Here is a 22,544-nt window from a genome sequence, read left to right on the forward strand (position 1 = left end):
AAGAAGTCAAAAAGCGGCGTTTAAATGCACTTGCAAATAACTAGTGAAATCAAAATTCGAAAAATACAAGTGCAGTTTAACGGTACAATTTTAGTTCAACGGTAAAGGTAACTCCACGATTCAAACCAGCACTTTCAGCAATAATCGTTCCTCCAAACCGTTCTATAATTTGACGTGTAAGGTATAAGCCAATTCCGGGAGCATAATCTTCTTCATTCGCACTAACTGAATTAAAAGTGGTAAAGATCTGTTCAGCTTGTCCAGATTCAAAACCAAGACCTGCATCTTTTACATGAACCATCAATCGGTTGTTTACTTTCTCAACCGTCACTTCTACTTCTGAATTAAGAGGTGCATATTTTAGTGCAATATCAAATAGATAATGGAAAATTTTCTGAAGTAATTTTACATTCACTTTTAATACCGCTTCTTAAGTATGAATGTTGAATTTTAAAACGATACTTTTAGCTTCTAGTTTGCTTTTAAAACTGCTTCTGACTTCATTTAAAACTACTTCTAAATTCACTTTCCGCACTTTAACTTGTTCCAAATTTATTGCCGCTTCTTCGTCCATCATTTCCGAAAATGCTTCAACAGATTTGAGTTGCTTTTGAATGGCAATAACCGCTGCGGAAGCTAAATCCCTAACTGCAGGTTTTTCAGTTTCATTATAAACGCTCGTTAGCAGACGTTCTGTATTTTCAGATTGAATTTTTAAATCATGCGTCAACAGTTGAAATAACTCTTTTTTTCTACTAATAATTTCTGATTCATCTGAATGGTAGCTTGAATGTTTTGAAGCATCACTCCTGCTTCATCCGTATATTCAAGCGGCAGTCTCGGAACCGTCCGGTTGGTGCGATACGCAATCAGTGCTTTCGAACCCAGAGGAACCGGCGTCATTAATTTTTTTAAAATTAAAAGCGTGACTAAAGTAGCTAAAAGCGTTAACCCTAATGCAATTAGAAAAACATTCAGAGGTGAAAGATCGTGTTGAAAATATACTACAAAAAAAACAAGACCAATCAATGGAATGTGAATTCCAAGGAAGGCGACCAAAAGAAATTTGGCTACATACCTGTTTTTTAAAAAACCGATTTTTGACAATTGAGAGTAGAGCTTCATAGCAGAGTGTATTTGGTACTTTTGACTTTGAAAATTTACGAAATATATTACAATATAGTTTTTTGAAAAATGAAATAAAATTGATTTACGCAAATTCTTTCATTTTATGATTTTAAAATCTAATAAAAACTTATTTTTGCCCCATGTCTAGAAAAATTACCAATAAAATAGTTTTCAACCACATTAAAGTTTTAGATGCGGGAGCCAAAGGTGTTTCTGTTGCCAAAGCTCCTGATGGAAAAGTGGTTTTTATTCCCAATGTAGTTCCCGGCGATGTTGTGGACGTGCAAACCTTCAAAAAACGAAAATCGTACTACGAAGGAAAAGCAGTGCGTTTTCATGAGTTTTCAGTACATAGAACGGAACCAGTTTGCCAACATTTTGGCGTTTGTGGTGGCTGTAAATGGCAAAACATGAAGTACGACCAACAGTTGTACTACAAGCAAAATGAGGTTAAAAATCATTTGCAACGGATCGGGAAAATTGAAATTCCCGAATTTGAACCTATATTAGGTTCGAAAGAACAATTCTTTTACCGCAACAAAATGGAGTTTGGTTTTTCAAACGCGCGTTGGATGACGGAACAAGAATTGGACAGCGAAGAAGTAATTGAAAATAAAAATGCATTGGGTTTCCACATTCCAAAAATGTGGGATAAGATTTTAGATATTGAAAAATGCCATTTGCAACAAGATCCTTCCAATTCGATTCGCAATGAAATTCGTGCGTTTGCATTACAACATCATTTAGAATTTTTCAATCCAAGAAACCACGAAGGTTTTTTAAGAACATTGATGATCAGAACTTCTTCAACTGGAGAAATCATGGTTTTGATTCAGTTTTTTGAAGAGCAAAAAGAAAATCGCGAGTTGTTGTTGAACTTCCTTGCCGAACGTTTTCCGGAAATTACCTCGTTACAATACGTAATTAACGGTAAAGCAAACGATACGATTTACGATCAAGACGTTAAGTTATTTAAAGGTCGTGATTATATCTTGGAAGAAATGGAAGGACTTCATTTCAGCATTAATGCGAAATCCTTTTATCAAACTAATTCTGAACAAGCTTACGAATTGTACAAAATTACGCGTGATTTCGCCGGGTTAACTGGGAACGAAATCGTTTACGATCTATATACAGGAACAGGAACTATTGCACAATTTGTTTCGAAAAACGCGAAGAAAGTTGTGGGTGTCGAAGCCGTTCCAGAAGCAATTCACGATGCAAAAGCGAATGCAGTTCGTAATAACATTACAAATTGCGATTTCTTTGTAGGTGACATGAAGGTTGTTTTCAACGAAGCCTTTATTGCACAAAACGGAACGCCGGATGTTATTATTACAGATCCACCACGCGACGGAATGCACAAAGATGTAATTGAACAAATCCTAAAAATCGCTCCTGAAAAAGTGGTTTATGTAAGTTGTAATTCAGCTACTCAAGCGCGTGATTTGGCTTTGATGGATGAAAAATATAAAGTAACTCGTGTTCGTCCTGTAGATATGTTTCCGCAAACGCATCACGTTGAAAATGTGGTTCTTTTGGAAAAGAGAAAATAAATTATTTGTACGTTAAACGTGTTTTTTTTTGAAAACACGTGGATGTACAAATTATCAAAATAGAGTTGAAATGAAAAAAATAGTTGCCGTTCTACTTTTACTAAGTTTCTTTTTTGCGTCCTGCGAAAAGGATGACATTTGCGATCCCTCAACGGTGACAACGCCGCGATTGAAAATTCAATTTTTTGATAAAAATAATATTTCACTGACACGAAAAACCACAAATTTAAAAATTGTAGGCGATGGCATGACGGTTCCGTCACCACTTCTGAACGAATCGGGTCGAGAGACGTGGAACGACAGCGTGGTTTATCTGCCGTTGCGGGTAAATCAAGATGCAACCAAATTCGAGTTGATTTTAAATTTTGACGAAGATCCAACTACAGTTGAAGTGACCGACCTATTAGAAATCAACTACACGCGAAATGATATTTATATTTCTAGAGCGTGCGGTTTTAAAACGTCCTTTAATTTGTTTGGCAATCCGTTGCAAAATCCATTTGTTCTAAACAATACGCCAACTGCTACAACAGGAAACTGGATTAAAAACATTCAGGTCGTACAATCTCAAATCAATGATGAAAATGAAGCACATATCAAAATATTCTTTTAGTTTACTCTGGATTTTGTGCAGCGTTTCAGTTCATGCACAAGAAAAGGATTCGATCGTTGTACCTCCTAAAATAGAGCGTTACGGCATTCGAGTTGGTGCTGATTTATCAAAAATTGCACGTTCAATTTACGACAGCGACTATCAAGGTTTAGAGCTTGTGGCTGATTATCGTTTAACGAAAAAATACTTCTTAGCGGGAGAATTGGGTAACGAGAATAAAACGACGGACGACGACCAAGTAAATTTCACCACAAAGGGAACCTATTTTAAAGTTGGTTTTGATTACAATGCTCACGAAAACTGGCTTGATTTAGAAAACATCATCAGCATTGGCTTGCGTTATGGTGTCAGTGCTTTTAGCCAACAACTAAACAGTTACGAAATTTACAATCCAAATCCTTATTTTGGTGAAGTTCCAGATACTCAAGCGGGACAAAAATACGACGGTTTATCAGCCCAATGGATTGAAGTGGTTGCTGGTGTAAAAACCCGCGTCTTTAATAACTTCTTTGTTGGTTTTTCACTTCGTGCCAATAGATTAGTAAGTAATCAAAAACCGGGAGGTTTTGATAATTTATACATTCCTGGTTTTAATAGAACGTATGATGGCGATTTTGGAGTGGGTTTTAATTACACGTTGACGTACTTTATTCCTATTTATAAAAAGAAGATTGTATCTGAAAAGTTGTAAGTTGTATGTTCTAGGTTGTACGTCATTGAACGTAGAACTGACAACCGTCAACTGACGACACTTATAAATATACCTTACTATCGAGCAGTTGAAAACTGACAACCGTCAACTGATGACTTATTTTATCTCTTTCACATCCTTCATGAAAATCCATTTCATAAACAACTTCTCTCCTTCGTTTGATTTTACGGCTTGAAATTGAGGCGCTGCAATTGTGCCTATAACAAATGCGGTTATTGAAATCCACATGCCTTCTAAGTTGGTGTAACTATCTAATAAATAGCGAACAATAATAAATAAAGTCGCAAAACTGATTAATTGTAAGATGAATGCTTTTACTTTTAAACTCATGATGATTCTTTTAATTATTCTTCTATTTGTTGTTGAAATTTGGTTCGTTTACTTCCTTCGTAAATCTCATATTTCACTAATCTTGCTTCAAGACTTCCGTTGAATAATTTGATTTTTCTAGAAGGTTTCAAACCTACAAATTTCAATGCTTCTAAATTTGCCGTAATAAACCAAGCTTCAGTTCCAGGATAATTTTGTTTGAACGTATCTCCAATTTCTCTGTAGAAACGTTCCATTTCAATATCTAATCGTTCGCCGTATGGTGGATTGAAAACCATGTGAAGCGGACCTTTTGTTTCCTTTTCAGTGTCGAAAAAATTGCGTTCTGAGATTTTTACATATTCGTCTAAATTCGCATTTGCAATATTGTCTTTCGCTTTCAAAACAGCTGAAGGTGCTTTGTCGTAACCAATCATGCTGTAATTAAATTCGCGTACTCTTTTCAAAAGTGAATCTACAATTTGGTCAAATAAATCATTGTCCCAATCGTTCCATTTTTCAAAAGCAAACTCTTTTCGGTTGATGTTTGCTGGAATATTACAAGCAATCATCGCGGCTTCTGCCAAAATTGTTCCTGAACCACACATTGGGTCGATGAAATCACTCTTACCTTCCCAACCTGAAAGCATCAACATTCCTGCTGCTAAAACTTCGTTGATTGGTGCAATATTCGTCGCCGTTCTGTATCCTCTTTGATGCAATGAATTACCCGAAGTGTCTAAAGCGACAGAAACTTGCTCTTTATCAATGTGAATATTAATTCTCAAATCGGGATATTGCTTGTCAATACTTGGACGTTGACCTGTTCGCGTACGAAATTGGTCCACAATGGCATCTTTACATTTTTGCGCCACAAATTCGGTATGATTGAAACGGTCTGAATGCACGGTCGCGTCGATTACAAAAGTCTGATTTGCATTGATATATTTCGACCAGTTTACACCTTGAATTCCTTTATATAAGGTTTCCTCGTTTGTAGCACGGAAAAAATAAATAGGTTTTAGAATTTTCAAAGCTGTTCTCAAGGCAAAATTCGCTTTATACATAAAGCCTTTATCTCCTTTGAAAGTCACCACGCGAACACCTTGTTCTACATCTTGAGCTCCTAATTGTTGGAGTTCTTTTGCTAATATATCTTCAAAGCCAAAAAAGGTCTTGGCCACCATTCTAAAATTTTCCATACTCAAATTGCCCAAAAGGGAAACTGTTTTAATTATATTCTGCAAAAATAGACTAAATTTGCAGACTTGAATTAATTGAAATCGATAAATGTCTAAATTACCCCATTCAGAATCTATAAATACGAATTCTACTGCCGAAAGTTGGTTCGCATCTTGGTTTGACACTCCTTATTACCACATTTTATACAAAGATAGAGACGATAAGGAAGCGCAAATGTTTATGGAAAATATTGTGCACTACTTAAATTTGCCTGAAGAAGCTAAAATTTTGGATTTGGCCTGCGGAAAAGGAAGACATTCCATCTACTTAAACGAAATGGGTTTTGATGTTACGGGTGCTGATTTATCTGAAAACAGCATTGCCGAAGCAAAAAGATTCGAAAACGATAAATTGCATTTTGAAGTGCACGACATGCGTGAAAAATGCAACGAGAAGTACGATGCGATTTTAAATCTATTCACTAGTTTTGGTTATTTCGAAAATGAGGAAGACAACTTTAAAACTTTGAAATCAATTCACGATAGTCTGACCGAATACGGTTTTGCCGTTATTGACTTTATGAATGTGCACACGGTGATTGAAAACCTTGTTGCTTCGGAAGTAAAAACTGTGGACGGAATTGACTTTCACATTAAAAGAAAAGTTGTGGACGGTTATATTTTGAAAGAAATTGACTTTGAAGATAAAGGCGAAACTTATCATTTTACAGAAAAAGTTCGGGCGTTAACCTTGGAAGATTTCGAAAAAATGATGGAAGAAGCAGGTATTTATTTGTTGGATACTTTTGGAGATTACAAGTTGAAAAAGTTTTACAAAAGTCAAAGTGAACGATTAATTATGCTTTTTAAATAGAGTAAAGAGAATAGAGTAAAGAATTAAGAATATAGAGAATAGATTTTAGAGGACTTTTAAATCTAGAAGCTAACCCTTCATTTAAATACTATTTTGCAGACTAAATGAGTTACATACTTCCCTTATTATCGGTTTTAATTGGTTACGGAATTGCCTTTTTTTTAAAACCAAAAAAGAAGAACAACTTAAAGCTTTTGATGGCTTTTAGTGGTTCGTTTTTACTTTCACTTACCGTAATGCATTTGCTTCCTGAAGTGTATCATACCGCTGAACATGCTCATGAGCAAACTTCTGTTGGAATTTTCATCATGCTGGGAATTCTGTTCCAGATCATTTTAGAATTTTTCTCAAAAGGTGCGGAACACGGTCACGTTCACACGCATGATACTTTTGAAAAAACACCTTGGTTGCTGTTCATAAGTTTGTGTATTCACGCTTATTTAGAAGGATTTCCTGTTAGCAATTTACCTGATTTAGCTTGGGGAATTGCGATTCACCACTTGCCTATTGCAGTTATTTTAACTTCTTTTTTCTTGAACACCAAGTTAAGCAAAACTACCATTTTCCTTTTCATGATTGTGTTTGCATTGATGACACCTTTAGGAACTTTGACAGCTTCTTATGCAACATTTTTGGAACCCTATCACGCTCAAATTACTGCTGTTGTAATTGGAATTTTATTTCACATATCATCAACAATTATCTTTGAAAGCAGCGAAAACCACAAGTTTAATTTGGCCAAATTGTCAATGATTGCTATTGGAATTGTATTTGCGTACTTTTTAGGAATTGAGGTAACACATGTGCACTAAATCGGACAGAATTAAGTAACTTTGATCATTCGAAAATTAATTTTCATAACCGAATGACTTTCATCAAAACGACTGAACAATCCTCTGCTTTCGACCATCTTGAAACGATGTCGGTTGCTGAATTGCTTTCCAATATTAACAAAGAAGATCAATCTGTACCTTTTGCAGTTGAAAAAGCATTGCCTCAAATTGAACTTTTGGTTACCCAAATTGTTTTCAAATTACAAAATGGCGGAAGGTTATTCTACATTGGAGCAGGAACTTCTGGTCGCATGGGAATTTTAGATGCTTCGGAATGTCCGCCTACTTTTGGTGTGCCTTTTGACTTGGTCAACGGAATTATTGCAGGAGGCGATTTGGCCATTCGAAAAGCAGTAGAACGTGCAGAAGACAATACAAATCAGGCTTGGATTGATTTGCAACAGCACAATATTTCAAATAAAGATATCGTTATTGGAATTGCCGCATCGGGAACAACTCCTTATGTGATTGGCGGTTTGCAGAAATGCAATGAAAACCAAATTACCACCGGAAGTATTTCGTGTAATGCGAGAAGTCCGCTTTCTCTAACCGCACAATTTCCAATTGAAGTAATTGTAGGTCCTGAATTTGTCACAGGAAGTTCTCGAATGAAAGCCGGAACAGCTCAAAAATTAGTATTGAACATGATTTCAACTGCAACGATGATTCGTCTGGGAAAAGTCAAAGGAAATAAAATGGTCGACATGCAATTGAGCAACGACAAACTTGTGGAACGCGGCATTCAAATGATTATAGCAGAAATAAACGTTTCTCACGCAGCAGCAAAAACACTTTTATTAGAAAACGGTAGCGTACGAAATGCAGTAAACGCTTACCTTAAATTATAAATTATGGCAACAGATAAACAAACCTTAAATCGCGGAATCGTCTTTATGGCGTGTGCTTTACCACTGATGTTTATTGGTCCAGCAGTGATTCACTTTGCTTTTATCAATAAAATGCAATCTACATACTTGCTTATTTTAGCACTCGGGATTATAATGTGCATCGGCGGCGTTGTTTTGGCTTTTAAAGGTTTACTTAAAATTATGAATAGTTTATTTAAGTCCGAATGAAAGAACTACTTCACTTGCACAAAACCTTTGAAAAGGTCGTTTACACCGGACAAAAAGTCGCGTCACGGGAATTTGAAAATTGCGTATTTAAAGATTGTGATTTTTCGAATACCACATTTCTATCAAGCTCTTTTATGGATTGCGAATTCATCGATTGCAACTTATCTATGTTGGAATTACCTGGCTCTAGTTTAAAAAATGTTACGTTTAAAAACTGTAAGTTATTGGGTATTAATTTTGAAAATTGCGACGACTTTCTTTTTCAGGTTTACTTTGAAAACTGCTTTTTAGATTTCGCTTCGTTCAACAATAAAAAGATGCCTAAAACGAAGTTTGTAAATTGTTCGCTTCGGGAAACGTCTTTTGTGGGATCGCACTTAAAGCAATCGACTTTTGAAAAATGTGACTTACAAGGAGCGATTTTCAACGAAAGTGATTTAACCGAATGCAATTTCACAACCGCAAACAATTACCAAATCGATCCGCAATTTAATTTATTGAAAAAAGCACGCTTTAGTTTGCAAGGCATTCCGGGTTTATTAGAAAAATACGATATTAAAATTATTTAGCATACTCATGAAAAAAATCATTCCTTTCTTCTTACTTCTTGGACTTGTTTCTTGTTTTGAAACTCCAGCTCGCGAATGCAAAGATTTCAAAACCGGTAAATTCAAGTTTGAACACGAAATTGACGGTGTCGTAAAAAGCACGACTTTCACCCGAACGGAGAATCAAGAAATCGATTTTTACGAAGGAAAATCGGATACGTCATCGATTCGCTGGATTAACGATTGCGAATACATTATTCAAAAAATTAATCCGAAAAATATGGCCGAAAAGAAAGCAGTTTCGATTAAGATTTTGAGTACGACCAAAGACAGCTACATGTTTGAATTTAACGTCGTGGGAAGTCCAGAAAAACAAACTGGAACGGTCACTAAAATAAATGATTAAAGAAAATGTTCGCTAGTAGCGGACATTTTTTTTTGGTACTTCATGTCGCCGCGGTTGCAACCGCAGCCAATGTTCTGCTAATTTTGTGGTTGAATGCATAGTATTGCAGTGACTCTTGTCTTGCTGATTTCTATTTCAGCATCTGACTTTTATAGGTGAGATTTTGAAATAAAATCCTTCATACATGCTAAATTAAATCTGACGAATTTCCTTTCTAATAATCCGTGTGAATTATTGCAATCTGTGTGAAAAATAAACACTATACGTAACTAAAACATTCTGATTTCATTAACAATCTATTTCCAAGTTAAATGTATTTTTACACAAAAATTCGAAATTTCAAACCACTAATTACATTTTACTTTTATGGAAGTATTTTTACAGCCGGACGCTTGGATTGCCCTATTAACATTGACATTCTTGGAAATAATTCTTGGAATTGACAACATTATTTTCATCTCGATTGTTACGGGAAAATTACCCGTGGAACAAAGAAAACGCGCGACTCGTATTGGATTATTTTTAGCGATGTTTATGCGAATTGCATTGCTCTTTGGAATCACGTTGTTAATTGCTATGAAAGAACCTTGGTTTTCTTTTGATTGGGGTTGGTTCAGCGGTAACATTACCGGTCAAGCGATGATTTTATTAGCTGGAGGATTATTTCTGATTTACAAAAGTACCAACGAAATACGCGAAAAAGTGGACCACAAAGGACATGAGGAAGCGACCTTAAAAAGTTCAGCGACAAAGTCTTTTGGAAATGTGATTTTTCAAATCTTATTAATTGACTTAATATTCTCGGTTGACTCTATTTTAACGGCAGTTGGAATGACAAATGGCGTTCAAGGCGCTTTATATATCATGATTACGGCTGTAGTAATTTCAGTTGCTGTAATGATGTTGTTTGCAGTTCCTGTAGGGAATTTTGTAAATGCTAATCCATCAATTCAAATATTAGGTTTGGCTTTCTTAATTTTAATTGGATTTATGCTAATTACCGAAAGCATGCATTTATCAGACGCAGAATTAATAGGCGAAAAAGTGGGAGCGGTTCCAAAAGGCTATCTCTACTTTGCTATAGCATTTTCGCTAGCGGTTGAAATGTTGAATATGCGAATGAATAAAAAGAAAGTAGCTTCATAACAACATTTAAGCTAATTCATAAATAGATAAAGCCACTTTAGAGTGGCTTTTTTTATGCTTAAATGGATTACAATTTGTCAATCATAAGGTTTCAGACTGAACTCAATATTGCAAGAATATAGTAAAGAAATCAAAGTCTTTCTTACCTCTAGAAATCATTTACGATAACCGCATCACGGATCATACACCACAATAATTGATCAGTACCGCAAGTCTTATTTTATCTGTACCATAATTTAGAAAAGTATTTATAACCTAATACTTCCGTTCACTTTACGCCAAAAAAAAACCCGATTGCTTTCACAAATCGGGTTTTAAATTTTAATTGCTTAAAATTATTTTTTGCTGTTCATTACTTTGATCAAGTTTGCTTTGATCTGAGCATTTGAAACTTTGTTAACTGCATTAACATTTGCTTTTCCTGCACCTTGAGAAGCATTTGCAAAACCATAATCTCCGTGGAATTCACCTTTAGCAGTAGTATTGTCAGCCATAAGAACTGAATAAGTAAATGCCCAAGTTCTAGCTGTTTCAGTATTCACAATGTTAGAAATATTCAGTGTAACGTTTGTAGTAACTTCTGTTGCTAAAACTTCTTCGTCGTTAAGAATAAGGTTTGCATCAAAAGCTTTCATTCCTGCGGCAGTATCAGCACTGTAAGCATAAGCTCCAGCAACTGGCCAATCAATGAACTCTGTATCAACTTGAGCTGAAGTGAAATAAACGTAGGTATCATTTGGATATTCAGCAGCTTCGCCTTCACCAACTTCTTTGTAAGCATTTGCAACGAATACATTAATACTACCTGCTGTAGTACCTAAATAGTATAACATTGAGCCACTAGCTGTCTCGTAAGAAGTACCTCCTAAAACAAGTGAATTACTTGGAGCTGGAACAGCTTTAACGATAATTTCATTACTTGCTAATTCTAAACCATTAGTGTTTTTGTAAGTAGCTCTAATTGTAAAAGAACCTGGTGCCGTTGGCGTAAAAGTAGGAGAAGTTAATACTACGTTGTCCGCATAAAATTTAGTGTCTGCAGATGCAGTTACAATGTTGTTTTTATTGTCTGTCAAAACAAATGTAAACATTTCACCAACTTGAACAGTTTCAACGTTCGATGATAAAATAACACTTGTTGCAGCATTTGGATCAGTAGCTGGTCCACTAGAATCATCATCACTTGAGCAAGAAGTGAACGCTGTCATACTTGCTACGGCAAGAAATAAAAATAATTTTTTCATAATAAGGATTTAAGGTTTTTAATTAATCCTGTAAAAATATCTTTTAAAAGCAATACTGCAAAGAATTTAGTAAATATTTACCCCTATTTAACAAATCAGTCGTTTTTTGTACGTTTTTTTTGCGATATATACTGTTAGGGAAATAATTGATATTTTACTATATTCCAATTTCAACTTGAAAACGCAAATACCAATCATTTATAGACTTCGCATTCAAGTATTGTGAAGTTTCATAACTTACCTCTGTTTGTAATTTAAAGGTATGTTCCCAAATATATTTAGTTAAACCCAAACTGTATTGTTTTACATGTGGCGTAAATTCGTGGATTTCTTTGTTGACGTGTTGCAACGAATACCTTCCAATTACCTCATAATCTTTGTTGAAAATATAGCTCAACTGGTAGTCAAAACCATTTCCCACATACACATAATTAAAATCAGTAACATCTATAGGATTAAAAGTCAAAGGATCCTCAGCTGCTGAACGCGACATAAAGCTCGACATGAACGACCAACCTTTGTATTTCAACATTGCGTCAAGAAAAACAGATTGCGTGGTTTTCTTTTCAAACAAATACGAACCTAACTGTCCTTGTGTTCGTTGTGAATTATTATTTTGATGAAAAGCACCTGAAAGCATCAATTTCGGTTTCTGTTCCCGAACGATATCACCTTCAAAGTAGCTGCCATTGTTTGTAAAAGCACCAAAAGGAAATAACTCCACTTTACCCGTTACAGCCACTCCGTCATCTGACTTTCCTGTAATATTTCGGCCTTCACCAGACGAAACTGCTGCTTTAAAATTATATGAGAATTTTTCTTTAAATTCATTTGTGTTGTGTATTTGAAATCCAAAATCCCGATCAATCGTAAACTTGGCATTATTAATACTTCGATCTGTAAGTTGCAATGCTCCAGAGGAATTAACGCGTTGTCTGTTTCCTGGTAATTTAGTCTGACCAAAGCTGAAGTTCCAATGTTTATTAGGTCGGTAAAACACAACGGCATCCCGAATAATGTTGATATTTTCGCCGTCTTTTAACTCACCCACATCACCTGGAGCAAATGATAATTGAATGGCATACAGGAATTTAGGATTTCCCACGTAACCGTCAAAACGCAAACGCAAACGCTTGATTTGGCCGTCATACCGTGGCTTTTGATCTTCAATGTCGTAATATGTAACACGGTTTTGCATTCGAAAACGAATATTCAATTGAAACAAACTGTCTGGTGACGTTAATCCCAAACCTTTACCATAACTGTAGTACGGTAGCGTAGATAATTTTAAATCATTGTGCTCTTTTGACTGCAAGATGTCAACTTGAGCCTGATTATTCCAGTAAGAAAATAACACGAGTAACAAAAATATTCTTTTCATATATGTAAAATGTAAAGTTGTGGCAAACTTACTATTAATTTTATTTTCGATGTGTTACGATAGTGTTACCTTTGCAAAAATTTAAAGTTATGTCAAACATCTATATCGGTTATCATTTTACGATTGAGCCCAAGGAAATGGGTTCTGAAATACTAATCGCAGAATTGGGCGAAAAAGCATTTGAGAGTTTCATCGAAAGTGATTTTGGCGTTGTAGCCTACGTTCAAAAGGAATTGTGGACGGAAGATATTTTGGATGAAATTCAAATATTGACTTCACCTGAATTTACAATCTCTTACGTTAAGGAAGAAATTGCGCAAGTAAATTGGAATGAAGAGTGGGAGAAAAATTTTGAACCAATTGATGTTGATCATATTTGTCATGTCCGAGCGCCTTTTCATCCAAAAACAAAAGCAGAATACGACATCATCATTGAACCAAAAATGAGTTTTGGAACCGGACATCATGAAACGACGCACATGATGATCCAGCATTTGTTAGAAACAGACGTTCGTGGACTGAAGACTTTAGATATGGGTTGTGGTACTGCAATTTTAGCAATTTTAGCTGAAATGAAAGGAGCGGAACCTATTGATGCCATTGATATTGACAACTGGTGTTATTTGAATTCGATTGAAAATGCGGAAAGAAATAAGTGCACAAAAATCACTGTTTATGAAGGTGATGCATCGTTATTAAAAGATAAAAAGTATGATGTAATCATTGCCAATATCAACCGAAATATTTTACTGAACGATATGCAGCAGTATGTAGATTGCTTAAATTCCGATGGGATATTATTTTTAAGTGGTTTCTACAACGAAGACTTTGAAGCGATAAACGAATGTTGCGTAGAAAAAGGTTTGCTATTTGTTAAAAAAATAGAAAGAAACAACTGGATATCATTGAAATACGTAAATTAGCCTATTATTACAAAAGAGTAGAAATGAGTACAATAGAAAAGATACAAGAAGAGGTTTCCGTTTCGGAAGCTGTGGATCAAAACAATCAAATTGTATTATACAACGACGACGTCAATACGTTTGATCACGTAATTGAAACTTTGATTAGCGTTTGCGAACATTCAGCCATTCAAGCGGAACAATGTGCGATTTTAGTACATTATAAAGGGAAATGCACCGTAAAAACAGGATCATTTGATGAACTCAAACCCCAATGTTCACTCCTTTTAGAAGCAGGATTAAGTGCTGAATTAGTTTAAAAAAAAACCTTGACCGTTAAAAGTCAAGGTTTTTTTTGTCATTTATAGCGAACGCTTTTTATAATTTTGTCATAAATATAGTCGTCACTGTTTTGACACCACCTTCATTATTTGTAACTGAAATTTGAAGTCCTTTGTTTGATAATGAAGTAATCTCATATACTCCAGAAACATTTCCAGCACCAGATATGGTAAGTGTATTATTGTTTTTTGCCCAAGTACCAGGTGTTGCTACACTCTGCTGACAATCGCCTCCTTGCTTGAAATACACAACATCTTTAAAAACGGCTCCTGCTGCAAATTCGTAATAATTTTTATCGCAACCTACCGTATTTTCATCGTAAATAAATTTTTGAGGTGCAGCATTATTTACTGTAACCGTTGTTTGTGTTTGAGTCCACTTTCCATCAATTGTTGGAGCTGGTCCAGAATCGTCGTCGCTGCTGCAAGATACTACAGTCATTCCAGCCAATACGAATGCAAACATTAATGCTTTAATCTTTTTCATTTTTTTTTATTTTAAGGTTTGTTATTTAAGTTGCAAAGTAAACGTTCTAATGCACAGTTATATTGTAATTAAACCGTAATTTGTTATCAGTTTTAAAGGTACAAAAGAACATAAAGCGATTTTAAAGGACTATTTTTTTAGTAATTTATGGAAGCCCAATCAGTTAATGAGGCAACTTATCTTTTAAAACGCCGTAAATAAATGTTCCTAGTAAAGCGCCAATTAAAGTAAAAATGACCGGCAAAATTCCAGCTCCTAAAAGAATAAAAATAGGTCCCGGACAAGCTCCTACTAAAGCCCAACCTAAACCAAAAAAAAGTCCACCAATCCAATAACGGGCCGAACCAGGTTCCTTTTCGGCAATTGTAATTGGACTTCCATCAATATCCTTTATTTTTAAGCGTTTGATGATTTGGATGCCAATGACTCCAGTAACTACCGCAACTCCAATGATTCCATACATATGGAACGATTGAAACTGAAACATCTCATAGATGCGGTACCAAGAAACGGCTTCCGACTTCGTTAAAACGATTCCGAAGATAAAACCGACAACTATATATTTTAAAAATTTCATTTCTGTATTATTAGTGATGATAAATTATTCCAACGAAAAGAGGGAAAATAGTTTGCTAAAAAAGCACTATCTATTTGCTCTTAAAAAATTAAAGGCATTAAAAAATGTGCCATAATTAATCCGCCCACAAAAAAACCTATAACCGCTTTAAGAGACGGCAATTGCAAGTTACTTAATCCTGAAATGGCATGACCTGAAGTACAACCTCCCGCATATCTAGAGCCAAATCCAATAAGAATTCCTCCAATCAATAGGATAATAATAAGTTTTGGCGATTGAAAAACTTGCGTACCAAAAAGGGCATCTGGAGCAATCTTTCCGTTTGGTGCTTCAATATGCATCGCAGCCAGTTGAGCAACTGTATCTGGATTCAAGGTCACGTTTGAAGCGTCGTGCATAAAATGAACCGCAACAAATCCGCCAATCATGGCACCAAGAACAACCATCAAACTCCACGTTTGTGCTTTCCAATCAAATTTAAAAAAATCGGCGTATTTATCCGCTCCTGCGATAGTGCAAAGCGTGCGAAGATTTGAAGACATTCCGAAAACTTTTCCGAAATAATTAAGACAAAGCATGATCATCCCAATCAAAAAGCCGGAAATGTACCAAGGCCATGTGGCGTTTAAGTGTTCCATTTTTAAAAAATTTGATGCAAAAGTAAGAATATTAATCATTTTTAGTGTCAAAAGCAGTAGGATTAAAATAATCTTCTAATTTTGTGTGACTAAAATAGTTTTATATAATGAAAAAATTTGCGATTGAAATTAAGTGGGGAATCCGATATGCCTTTTTATGGATTCTGTGGCTTTTCATCGAAAAAAGTAGTGGTTATTATGAAGCAAAAATCAGCGATTACGCTTTGTATTCCTTGCTGTTTGGCTTCATAACGCTTTTCGTCTATTACGTTGCCATTAAGGAAAAGAAGAATGATTTTTTCAAAGGTGCCATGAGTTGGAAACAAGGGTGCGTCACAGGAATTTTTCTAACCATTGTAATGGCAATTTTGACACCGATATGCCAAATTATATTTCACAAAGCAATTGCTCCAGAGTTTTTTCCCAATATGATTGAATATTCAATTTCAAAAGGAAATTCACGAGCAATGGCCGAAAATTATTTTAACCTCACAAGTTATATTTTACAAAGTGTTTTTGCTACGCTTTCTACGGGAGTGGTTATTTCTGCTGTTGTGGCTTTATTTTTGCAAACGAAATCTAAAAAATAATTTTATGAAAGCACGTATATTAGTATTGGTTGGCTTTATGTTCCTGTTTGTTTCGTGCATCAGTACAAAGTCTACGCTACGGAATGTTGATGATTCGGCTCCAAAATTAATTGTAAATAAATACAACGCTTTCATCATCAGCGAATTTGCTTCTGATGAAAAATACGGATACGATAAGGATTATCCCATTAACATCTATTACCGAAGCACCACAAACGATTCGATCAACCAATACCGTTTTTTCAACGCACTAACGGGTCCAAATGGCGAGAAGCTTTTCTACGAAAAAGTAGGCGTTTGTTGCCCTTTTCCCTCAAAAAACTCGGTTTCTGGAGCAGCATTATTGGATATTTATGAATTAAAATGGTTGGGACAAAAAACGCCTATTACTTTGTACCTCAACATTTATGAGAAAAGTCCAATTCAAGTTCCAAAGGGTTTTGGGTTAAAAACTTTTTAATTTTTTTTTAGGATCATATCTTTTCGAATTTTATAATTCATAAACCTGCCATCCTTCCACATATGCCGAGAAAAACGGCATGATGTTCCCTCCTGTCAGGGATAATTAAACCCTCTTTTGGTCTCTTTTTATTTTTCGGCTTTATTAAAATTTGCTTCAAGAGAAAATTATTTTTTTAAGATTATTTTCCTTTGTATAGAACCCTTTTCTGAATCAATTTTTAAAAAATAAATTCCATTTTGAAGTGCTGATAAATCTAATTTCTCTCCCACAAAGGTATGCGGAATAACGATTTGTTTTCCTGAAATATCATATACCGATACCCGATTTTCTTTGGCATTAAGGCCATAAAAATAAAGAATTCCTGCCGTAGGATTTGGATAGATCTTTAAGGTTTCATTATTTAAATTAGTATTGACAGACATAAAGTTGTACTGCAAACTTGTGTTAGCTGGATTGGCATAATTGTCACACACAGCTATGGATTGTGACATCATAATATGTATATTAATGGTATATTCGCCCACTTCAGAAACAGGAATAAAGAAGTCGTGTGTGAATTCTAAAATAGGTAAAGTGAAGTCAAACCAATAACAGACACTTAAATCAATTACATTTCCAGTAACCGTGTAAGAATTACTGATAAATCCTGCTCCATGCCCGGTTATAGTTTGTAAATTAACATTTATTCCACCTTCAACTGTGGTTGCTTCAGTGCTTAAAATTTGCATGGTTTGGCTTCTAGCCTGTAAACCAAATAATAGTAAAAATAGAAGTAGCGTTTTTTTCATGATGTTTATCTTTAAAATTTATTTATGTACTGAAACTATATAATAAAATAGTTCCGTTCTTAAGGATTTGTTTATCAAATATTTAAACGTTAAATGTACTGAAAAATACATTAACAATTTGAAAATTATGATGCTAAACATTAGCACAATCTTCAGAATATGTTTGCCAATTCTTAACTATCTTTGCACCACTAAATTTCAACAATGAACTTACAACACATCCCAAAAATAAAACATTTAGAAAGCGATAACTTTTTTCTTTTAGCAGGTCCTTGCGCGATTGAAAATGAAGAAATGGCATTGCGAATTGCAGAGAAACTTATTGGAATCACTGATAATCTTCAGATTCCCTTTGTTTTTAAAGGTTCGTTCAAAAAAGCAAATCGCTCTAGAATTGACAGCTTTTCAGGAATTGGAGATGAAAAAGCATTGAAGATTTTACGTAAAGTTTCGGAAACTTTTGATGTTCCAACGGTGACGGATATCCATACAAATGAAGATGCGGCAATGGCTGCTGAGTATGTAGACGTGTTGCAAATTCCTGCTTTTTTAGTGCGTCAAACGGATTTGGTAGTTGCTGCAGCAAATACAGGAAAGGTGGTCAACTTGAAAAAAGGACAATTCATGAGTCCTGAAAGTATGAAACATGCCGTTCAGAAAGTATTGGATTGCAACAACCTGAATGTGATGGTTACGGACCGTGGAACTATGTTTGGATACCAAGATATGATCGTGGATTACCGCGGAATTCCTACGATGCAACAATATGCAACTACGGTTTTAGACGTAACGCATTCTTTGCAACAACCCAATCAAACAGTTGGCGTCACTGGTGGTCGTCCGGACATGATCGAGACGGTTGCTAAAGCGGGAATTGCTGTTGGTGTAGATGGAATTTTCATCGAAACTCATTTTGATCCCGCAAATGCAAAAAGTGATGGTGCCAATATGTTGCACTTAGATTACTTTGAAGATTTAATGAAGAAATTAGTGGCCATCCGAAAAACTGTTCGTAGTTTTTAATAAAATTAGATTCTCGTTTTGAAAACAAAATTAATACTCTTAGCACTTACTTTGTGTGGTTTTTCAACAATCACTTCTGCACAAGATTTAGGAATAAATCCGGAAAAATATACGGCTCATAACAAAGGTAAATTCTTTGTTTCTTGGGGTGGAAACCGCGAAAGCTATTCAAAATCCGACATCCATTTCAAAGGAAATGATTATGATTTCACGTTGTATGATGTAGAAGCTCGTGACAAACCAAAAGGCTGGCACGTTGATTACATCAATCCCGCTAGAATGACGATTCCACAGACGAATTTTCGTTTGGGTTATTTCATTTCAGATCATTACAGCGTGACTTTAGGCGTAGATCACATGAAATACGTAATGTATCAAAACAAAGCAGTCGACTTCTCAGGCAATTATCCAAACGTCGGAAGTTACGGCGAAACGTTGCCAAACGGACAAGTACTTCTTACAGAAGAATTTTTGACTTTTGAACATACTGACGGCTTAAATTATGTGCATACGGAAGTTTCACGTTTTGATGATATTTCAAAATTATTTCGCATAACGGACACTGATAAAATTCAAATAAACATTACTGAAGGTTTAGGTGTCGGCGTTTTATATCCAAAAACGAATACCCAATTATTGGGACGCGATCGTCATGATGATTTTCATATTTCAGGATATGGTCTTTCAGCAAAAGCAGGTTTGAATATTACGTTCTTTAAACATTTTTATATTCAAGGCGAATTAAAAGGTGGTTACATCAATATGCCGGACATGCGAACTACTAAAAACTCAGATGACTCAGCGTCGCAACATTTTACATTCTTCCAACGAATTATTGCTGTTGGTGGAATATTTAGACTTTAAATAATTTAAAATAAATAGATTTAAATCGCTTTTCAGTTTTGGAAAGCGATTTTTTTTTGTTTTGAAAATGGAGTAAAACCAATATATTTCAAGTATCAACTCCACTCCTACTTTCTTTTACATAAAATAGTTCCGATTTAATTAGTTTGTTTGAATGCTATTTATTTACTTTGCATTTCAAAGTACTTTAAAATGGAAGCGAACAAATATTTAGATGACATCTCCGAAATCAAGAACATGATGAACCGTTCGTCGCGTTTTATTTCATTAAGTGGTTTATCCGGAATTCTAGCAGGAATTTATGCTCTAATTGGAGCCTATTTCGCTTACGAAACTATTTACTTTGATGGAGCGGAATTGGGTTCGTATAAAACTTTAGTAATTTCAGAACATGCAGTTTATAAACTTTTAGCAATTGCAGCGGTTGTTATTATGGGTTCCATAATTACCGGGATTTTCTTAACCGTTAGAAAAGCCAAGAAAGAGGGTGAAAAAATCATGGATAAAGCATCACAACGATTGGTGCTCAACTTCTTGATTCCACTTGTGACTGGTGGAATTCTAATCTTGTTTCTAATTGAAAAAGAACAATTTTCACTCATTGCTCCACTGACGCTTATTTTCTACGGCTTAGCTTGTGTAAATGCCAGTAAATATACCGTTGGCGATATTCGTTATTTAGGACTTACGCTTTTAGGACTTGCTTTTCTTTCCCTTTGGTTTATTGGATATGGTTTGCTATTTTGGGCGTTGGGATTTGGCATATGCCACATCTTTTATGGTGCCATGATGTATTTTAAATACGAAAGAAAGTAATGAAAAACATCATTCAAAATATCAATAAAGCGTTTGATCATCGGATTCGGCTCGGCATTATGTCGGTGTTGATGGTGAATGAATTTGCCGACTTTAATATGCTCAAAGAACTTTTAGGAGCTACAGATGGCAATCTCGCGAGCCATACAAAAGCGTTAGAAGCTGAGGAATATATCGCCATTGAAAAACAATTTATAGGCAAAAAGCCCAATACGAGATATATGACTACAAAATTGGGCCGAAAAGCGTTTCAAGAACACATTGAAGCACTTGAAAAATTAATACAAAAGAAATAAACTAAAAAAATTTACCTATTTACTTTGAATTTCAAAGTACTTTAAAAAACACTATGAAAGAATTATACCGATTAAAATCAGCATCGATTCCCATAAAAATAGCAGTTTTATCATTTATTGGAGGAACATTGTTATTCATCACCTCGTTTCTATTAACCATTAAAACTGATTTCATTTTTTTAGGTTTTTTTTACGTTCTTACTTCGATATTGGTAAATTTCGGACTACTTGCTTTTCTACTTTACAGATTGATTATGCATTCTAAACTTCGACAAAAAGCATTTTCAGAATTATTATTTGTTGTGGCTAATATTCCTGTAGCACTTCTATACATGTACATTCTTTATAATTATAATAACTTTTTTAACTAAAAAAATCATTCATTATGGAAACTCCTGAAAACCAAATTCCGTTCTATCAAACCATTACTGCAAAAATCATTATGGTAGGTTTACTGGCTTTATTTTTATTAATTCCCCTTTCTTATGTGCAAAGTTTAATTGGTGAACGAGCCGAACGGAAAAAAGACGTAGTGCAAGAAGTCACAAAATCATGGGGAACAGATGTGCATATTTATGGGCCAATGCTTCGTGTTCCTTACCGGGTTTACGACAAAACTTCTATTTTAAATACAACTACAAACAAACAAGAAATCAGTACTACACAATCTGTGGCTTATGCTTACTTTTTCCCGGAAAAATTAGATCTGAAAACTAAAATTCAAAAAGACAATTCCTTAAAAAGAGGCTTGTATAATGTCGTAGTTTTCTCCGCAGATATAAAATCGGAAGGCTCTTTTTTAAATCCAAATTTTAAAAAACTCCAAATTGACGAAGCCAATGTGATTTGGGATCAAGCAACTATTCTGATAAAAACTACTAATTTAAAAAGCAGTAAAAGTGATTTAAAACTCAAATTAAATGACAGTACGTTAACGTTTGAATCGAAAGCAAATTCGGACAAGTATTATGACGATCTAGAATCCGAAGTATTTGATTTGAAAGATAAAAAAAATATTGCGTTCCAGTTTCAGATGAAATACAACGGTAGCAATTCGGTTAAATTTATTCCAGTTGCAAAAAACACGACCGTATCTATTGATTCAGATTGGCAAAATCCAAGTTTCGAAGGCATCTTCTCAGCTAATACAACTTCAAAATCAATTACTAAAAATGGATTTCATGCCGACTGGACTGTTTCACAAGTCAACCGACCGTTTGCACAAGAATATGCCGAATTTGTACCGCAACTGAATGAGTATTTATTTGGCGTGAAGCTCATTGAAACCGTAGATCAATACCAACAAAACGAACGCGCTTCAAAATATGGCTTTTTGATGATTGGACTTACCTTCTTGATTTTCTTTCTAATCCAAACCATTAGTAAAATAAGCATTCATATTTTTCAATACGGAATGATTGGACTGGCTTTGGTACTGTTTTATACCTTATTAATTTCAATTACAGAACATTCAACATTTTCTATCGCTTACGGAATCGCCTCTTCTGCAGTAATTGTAATGTTATTTTTGTATACGTTATCTATTTTGAAAAGCAAGAAATTTTCAATTTTCATAGCAGTAGCATTGGCGGCACTTTACAGTTTCATATACGTAATCATCCAACTTGAAAATTATGCTTTATTAGTAGGAAGTATTGGATTGTTTCTGATTTTAGGAATTGTGATGTACTTCTCCCGCAAGATTGATTGGGACCTTAAATAAACAATTAAAAATTGCTTTAAAAACCTTTA

31 protein-coding genes are annotated in these 22,544 nt (G+C 34.9%); 20 read left to right on the plus strand and 11 right to left on the minus strand.

Going from position 1 to position 22,544, the window contains the following annotated elements; translation table 11 throughout:
- Positions 1-76: 76 nt before the first annotated feature.
- From YWA_RS0112055 to YWA_RS0112065, 3 genes are read right to left on the minus strand one after another with little or no spacing between them, the layout of a single operon-like run.
- Positions 77-415: a sensor histidine kinase gene (locus YWA_RS0112055; RefSeq protein ID WP_022828769.1), complete on the minus strand. Its 339-nt coding sequence runs from the start codon at positions 413-415 to the stop codon at positions 77-79.
- A gap of 15 nt (positions 416-430) precedes the next feature.
- Positions 431-730, minus strand: coding sequence for a hypothetical protein (locus YWA_RS0112060; RefSeq protein ID WP_022828770.1), 300 nt, complete (start codon positions 728-730; stop codon positions 431-433).
- Positions 727-1,125, minus strand: a complete 399-nt coding sequence (locus YWA_RS0112065; RefSeq protein WP_022828771.1) for a hypothetical protein — start codon at positions 1,123-1,125, stop codon at positions 727-729. Before YWA_RS0112065 ends, YWA_RS0112060 begins: the two co-directional genes overlap by 4 nt.
- Before the next feature lie 143 nt (positions 1,126-1,268).
- Here YWA_RS0112065 and rlmD point away from each other — a divergent pair, with 143 nt between their 5' ends.
- From rlmD to YWA_RS0112080, 3 genes are all read left to right on the plus strand, one after another.
- The gene (gene rlmD, locus YWA_RS0112070; protein WP_022828772.1) at positions 1,269-2,684 is read left to right on the plus strand and encodes a 23S rRNA (uracil(1939)-C(5))-methyltransferase RlmD; all 1,416 of its coding nucleotides are present in this window, start codon (positions 1,269-1,271) and stop codon (positions 2,682-2,684) included.
- Positions 2,685-2,754: 70 nt separating this feature from the next.
- Positions 2,755-3,297 carry a DUF6452 family protein gene (locus YWA_RS0112075; protein ID WP_026718783.1) on the plus strand — a complete coding sequence of 181 codons (543 nt, stop codon included), beginning with the start codon at positions 2,755-2,757 and terminating at the stop codon, positions 3,295-3,297.
- Positions 3,269-3,988 carry a DUF6048 family protein gene (locus YWA_RS0112080; protein WP_084683085.1) on the plus strand — a complete coding sequence of 240 codons (720 nt, stop codon included), beginning with the start codon at positions 3,269-3,271 and terminating at the stop codon, positions 3,986-3,988. Before YWA_RS0112075 ends, YWA_RS0112080 begins: the two co-directional genes overlap by 29 nt.
- Before the next feature lie 117 nt (positions 3,989-4,105).
- On the opposite strand, the gene YWA_RS0112085 is transcribed toward YWA_RS0112080, so the two are convergent.
- Positions 4,106-4,339 carry a hypothetical protein gene (locus tag YWA_RS0112085; RefSeq protein WP_022828775.1) on the minus strand — a complete coding sequence of 78 codons (234 nt, stop codon included), beginning with the start codon at positions 4,337-4,339 and terminating at the stop codon, positions 4,106-4,108.
- Between the two features lie 14 nt (positions 4,340-4,353).
- Positions 4,354-5,505, minus strand: coding sequence for a THUMP domain-containing class I SAM-dependent RNA methyltransferase (locus YWA_RS0112090; protein WP_040472206.1), 1,152 nt, complete (start codon positions 5,503-5,505; stop codon positions 4,354-4,356).
- Positions 5,506-5,608: 103 nt separating this feature from the next.
- Here YWA_RS0112090 and YWA_RS0112095 point away from each other — a divergent pair, with 103 nt between their 5' ends.
- The 7 genes from YWA_RS0112095 to YWA_RS0112125 all read left to right on the plus strand — a co-directional run bounded on the left by YWA_RS0112095 (position 5,609) and on the right by YWA_RS0112125 (position 10,382).
- The gene (locus YWA_RS0112095) at positions 5,609-6,373 is read left to right on the plus strand and encodes an SAM-dependent methyltransferase (protein WP_022828777.1); all 765 of its coding nucleotides are present in this window, start codon (positions 5,609-5,611) and stop codon (positions 6,371-6,373) included.
- A gap of 104 nt (positions 6,374-6,477) precedes the next feature.
- Positions 6,478-7,185, plus strand: coding sequence for a ZIP family metal transporter (locus YWA_RS0112100; protein ID WP_022828778.1), 708 nt, complete (start codon positions 6,478-6,480; stop codon positions 7,183-7,185).
- A 53-nt stretch (positions 7,186-7,238) separates the two neighbouring features.
- A complete protein-coding gene (gene murQ, locus YWA_RS0112105) occupies positions 7,239-8,054 on the plus strand; it encodes an N-acetylmuramic acid 6-phosphate etherase (RefSeq protein WP_022828779.1) in 816 nt (271 codons plus the stop codon).
- A gap of 3 nt (positions 8,055-8,057) precedes the next feature.
- Positions 8,058-8,282, plus strand: coding sequence for a DUF6095 family protein (locus tag YWA_RS0112110; protein ID WP_022828780.1), 225 nt, complete (start codon positions 8,058-8,060; stop codon positions 8,280-8,282).
- Positions 8,279-8,851: a pentapeptide repeat-containing protein gene (locus YWA_RS0112115; protein ID WP_022828781.1), complete on the plus strand. Its 573-nt coding sequence runs from the start codon at positions 8,279-8,281 to the stop codon at positions 8,849-8,851. The genes YWA_RS0112110 and YWA_RS0112115 overlap by 4 nt, the downstream gene beginning before the upstream one ends.
- 7 nt (positions 8,852-8,858) lie before the next feature.
- The gene (locus YWA_RS0112120; protein WP_022828782.1) at positions 8,859-9,236 is read left to right on the plus strand and encodes a hypothetical protein; all 378 of its coding nucleotides are present in this window, start codon (positions 8,859-8,861) and stop codon (positions 9,234-9,236) included.
- 366 nt (positions 9,237-9,602) lie between these two features.
- A complete protein-coding gene (locus YWA_RS0112125) occupies positions 9,603-10,382 on the plus strand; it encodes a TerC family protein (RefSeq protein ID WP_022828783.1) in 780 nt (259 codons plus the stop codon).
- Between the two features lie 335 nt (positions 10,383-10,717).
- On the opposite strand, the gene YWA_RS0112130 is transcribed toward YWA_RS0112125, so the two are convergent.
- Together YWA_RS0112130 and YWA_RS0112135 are read right to left on the minus strand one after the other, a co-directional pair.
- The gene (locus YWA_RS0112130) at positions 10,718-11,626 is read right to left on the minus strand and encodes a hypothetical protein (RefSeq protein ID WP_022828784.1); all 909 of its coding nucleotides are present in this window, start codon (positions 11,624-11,626) and stop codon (positions 10,718-10,720) included.
- A 157-nt stretch (positions 11,627-11,783) separates the two neighbouring features.
- Positions 11,784-13,007, minus strand: a complete 1,224-nt coding sequence (locus YWA_RS0112135) for a porin (protein WP_022828785.1) — start codon at positions 13,005-13,007, stop codon at positions 11,784-11,786.
- Between the two features lie 89 nt (positions 13,008-13,096).
- Here YWA_RS0112135 and prmA point away from each other — a divergent pair, with 89 nt between their 5' ends.
- Both prmA and YWA_RS0112145 read left to right on the plus strand, forming a co-directional pair.
- Positions 13,097-13,930, plus strand: coding sequence for a 50S ribosomal protein L11 methyltransferase (gene prmA / locus YWA_RS0112140; RefSeq protein ID WP_022828786.1), 834 nt, complete (start codon positions 13,097-13,099; stop codon positions 13,928-13,930).
- A gap of 23 nt (positions 13,931-13,953) precedes the next feature.
- Positions 13,954-14,229, plus strand: coding sequence for an ATP-dependent Clp protease adaptor ClpS (locus YWA_RS0112145; protein ID WP_022828787.1), 276 nt, complete (start codon positions 13,954-13,956; stop codon positions 14,227-14,229).
- Between the two features lie 58 nt (positions 14,230-14,287).
- Here the strand turns inward: YWA_RS0112145 and YWA_RS0112150 are convergent, their stop codons facing one another.
- The 3 genes from YWA_RS0112150 to YWA_RS0112160 form a co-directional block, all read right to left on the minus strand.
- Positions 14,288-14,737 carry a lipocalin-like domain-containing protein gene (locus YWA_RS0112150; RefSeq protein ID WP_022828788.1) on the minus strand — a complete coding sequence of 150 codons (450 nt, stop codon included), beginning with the start codon at positions 14,735-14,737 and terminating at the stop codon, positions 14,288-14,290.
- 163 nt (positions 14,738-14,900) lie between these two features.
- Positions 14,901-15,314, minus strand: coding sequence for a DUF6691 family protein (locus YWA_RS0112155; protein ID WP_022828789.1), 414 nt, complete (start codon positions 15,312-15,314; stop codon positions 14,901-14,903).
- An 80-nt stretch (positions 15,315-15,394) separates the two neighbouring features.
- Entirely contained in the window at positions 15,395-15,952 is a 558-nt protein-coding gene (locus YWA_RS0112160) for a YeeE/YedE family protein (RefSeq protein ID WP_026718785.1), read from the minus strand.
- Positions 15,953-16,059: 107 nt separating this feature from the next.
- Between YWA_RS0112160 and YWA_RS0112165 the strand changes: the two genes are divergently transcribed.
- Together YWA_RS0112165 and YWA_RS0112170 are read left to right on the plus strand one after the other, a co-directional pair.
- Positions 16,060-16,542 carry a DUF4199 domain-containing protein gene (locus YWA_RS0112165; protein ID WP_022828791.1) on the plus strand — a complete coding sequence of 161 codons (483 nt, stop codon included), beginning with the start codon at positions 16,060-16,062 and terminating at the stop codon, positions 16,540-16,542.
- A gap of 4 nt (positions 16,543-16,546) precedes the next feature.
- Positions 16,547-17,002 carry a hypothetical protein gene (locus YWA_RS0112170; RefSeq protein WP_022828792.1) on the plus strand — a complete coding sequence of 152 codons (456 nt, stop codon included), beginning with the start codon at positions 16,547-16,549 and terminating at the stop codon, positions 17,000-17,002.
- Between the two features lie 167 nt (positions 17,003-17,169).
- On the opposite strand, the gene YWA_RS0112175 is transcribed toward YWA_RS0112170, so the two are convergent.
- A complete protein-coding gene (locus YWA_RS0112175; protein WP_084683070.1) occupies positions 17,170-17,793 on the minus strand; it encodes a T9SS type A sorting domain-containing protein in 624 nt (207 codons plus the stop codon).
- Positions 17,794-17,997: 204 nt separating this feature from the next.
- Here YWA_RS0112175 and kdsA point away from each other — a divergent pair, with 204 nt between their 5' ends.
- The 6 genes from kdsA to creD all read left to right on the plus strand — a co-directional run bounded on the left by kdsA (position 17,998) and on the right by creD (position 22,515).
- The gene (gene kdsA, locus YWA_RS0112180; RefSeq protein WP_022828794.1) at positions 17,998-18,816 is read left to right on the plus strand and encodes a 3-deoxy-8-phosphooctulonate synthase; all 819 of its coding nucleotides are present in this window, start codon (positions 17,998-18,000) and stop codon (positions 18,814-18,816) included.
- An 18-nt stretch (positions 18,817-18,834) separates the two neighbouring features.
- Positions 18,835-19,680, plus strand: coding sequence for a hypothetical protein (locus YWA_RS0112185; protein ID WP_051126946.1), 846 nt, complete (start codon positions 18,835-18,837; stop codon positions 19,678-19,680).
- A gap of 192 nt (positions 19,681-19,872) precedes the next feature.
- Positions 19,873-20,496 (plus strand): hypothetical protein, encoded by a 624-nt coding sequence (locus YWA_RS0112190; RefSeq protein WP_022828796.1) that lies wholly within the window; start codon positions 19,873-19,875, stop codon positions 20,494-20,496.
- A complete protein-coding gene (locus YWA_RS0112195; RefSeq protein ID WP_022828797.1) occupies positions 20,496-20,792 on the plus strand; it encodes a winged helix-turn-helix domain-containing protein in 297 nt (98 codons plus the stop codon). Before YWA_RS0112190 ends, YWA_RS0112195 begins: the two co-directional genes overlap by 1 nt.
- Before the next feature lie 53 nt (positions 20,793-20,845).
- On the plus strand, positions 20,846-21,163 hold the full coding sequence (locus YWA_RS0112200) for a hypothetical protein (protein ID WP_022828798.1): 318 nt from the start codon (positions 20,846-20,848) through the stop codon (positions 21,161-21,163).
- Positions 21,164-21,177: 14 nt separating this feature from the next.
- Positions 21,178-22,515 (plus strand): cell envelope integrity protein CreD, encoded by a 1,338-nt coding sequence (creD, locus tag YWA_RS0112205; RefSeq protein WP_022828799.1) that lies wholly within the window; start codon positions 21,178-21,180, stop codon positions 22,513-22,515.
- Positions 22,516-22,544 lie beyond the last annotated feature (29 nt).

It is taken from the genome of Flavobacterium antarcticum DSM 19726 (assembly GCF_000419685.1).
GTDB lineage: Bacteria > Bacteroidota > Bacteroidia > Flavobacteriales > Flavobacteriaceae > Flavobacterium > Flavobacterium antarcticum.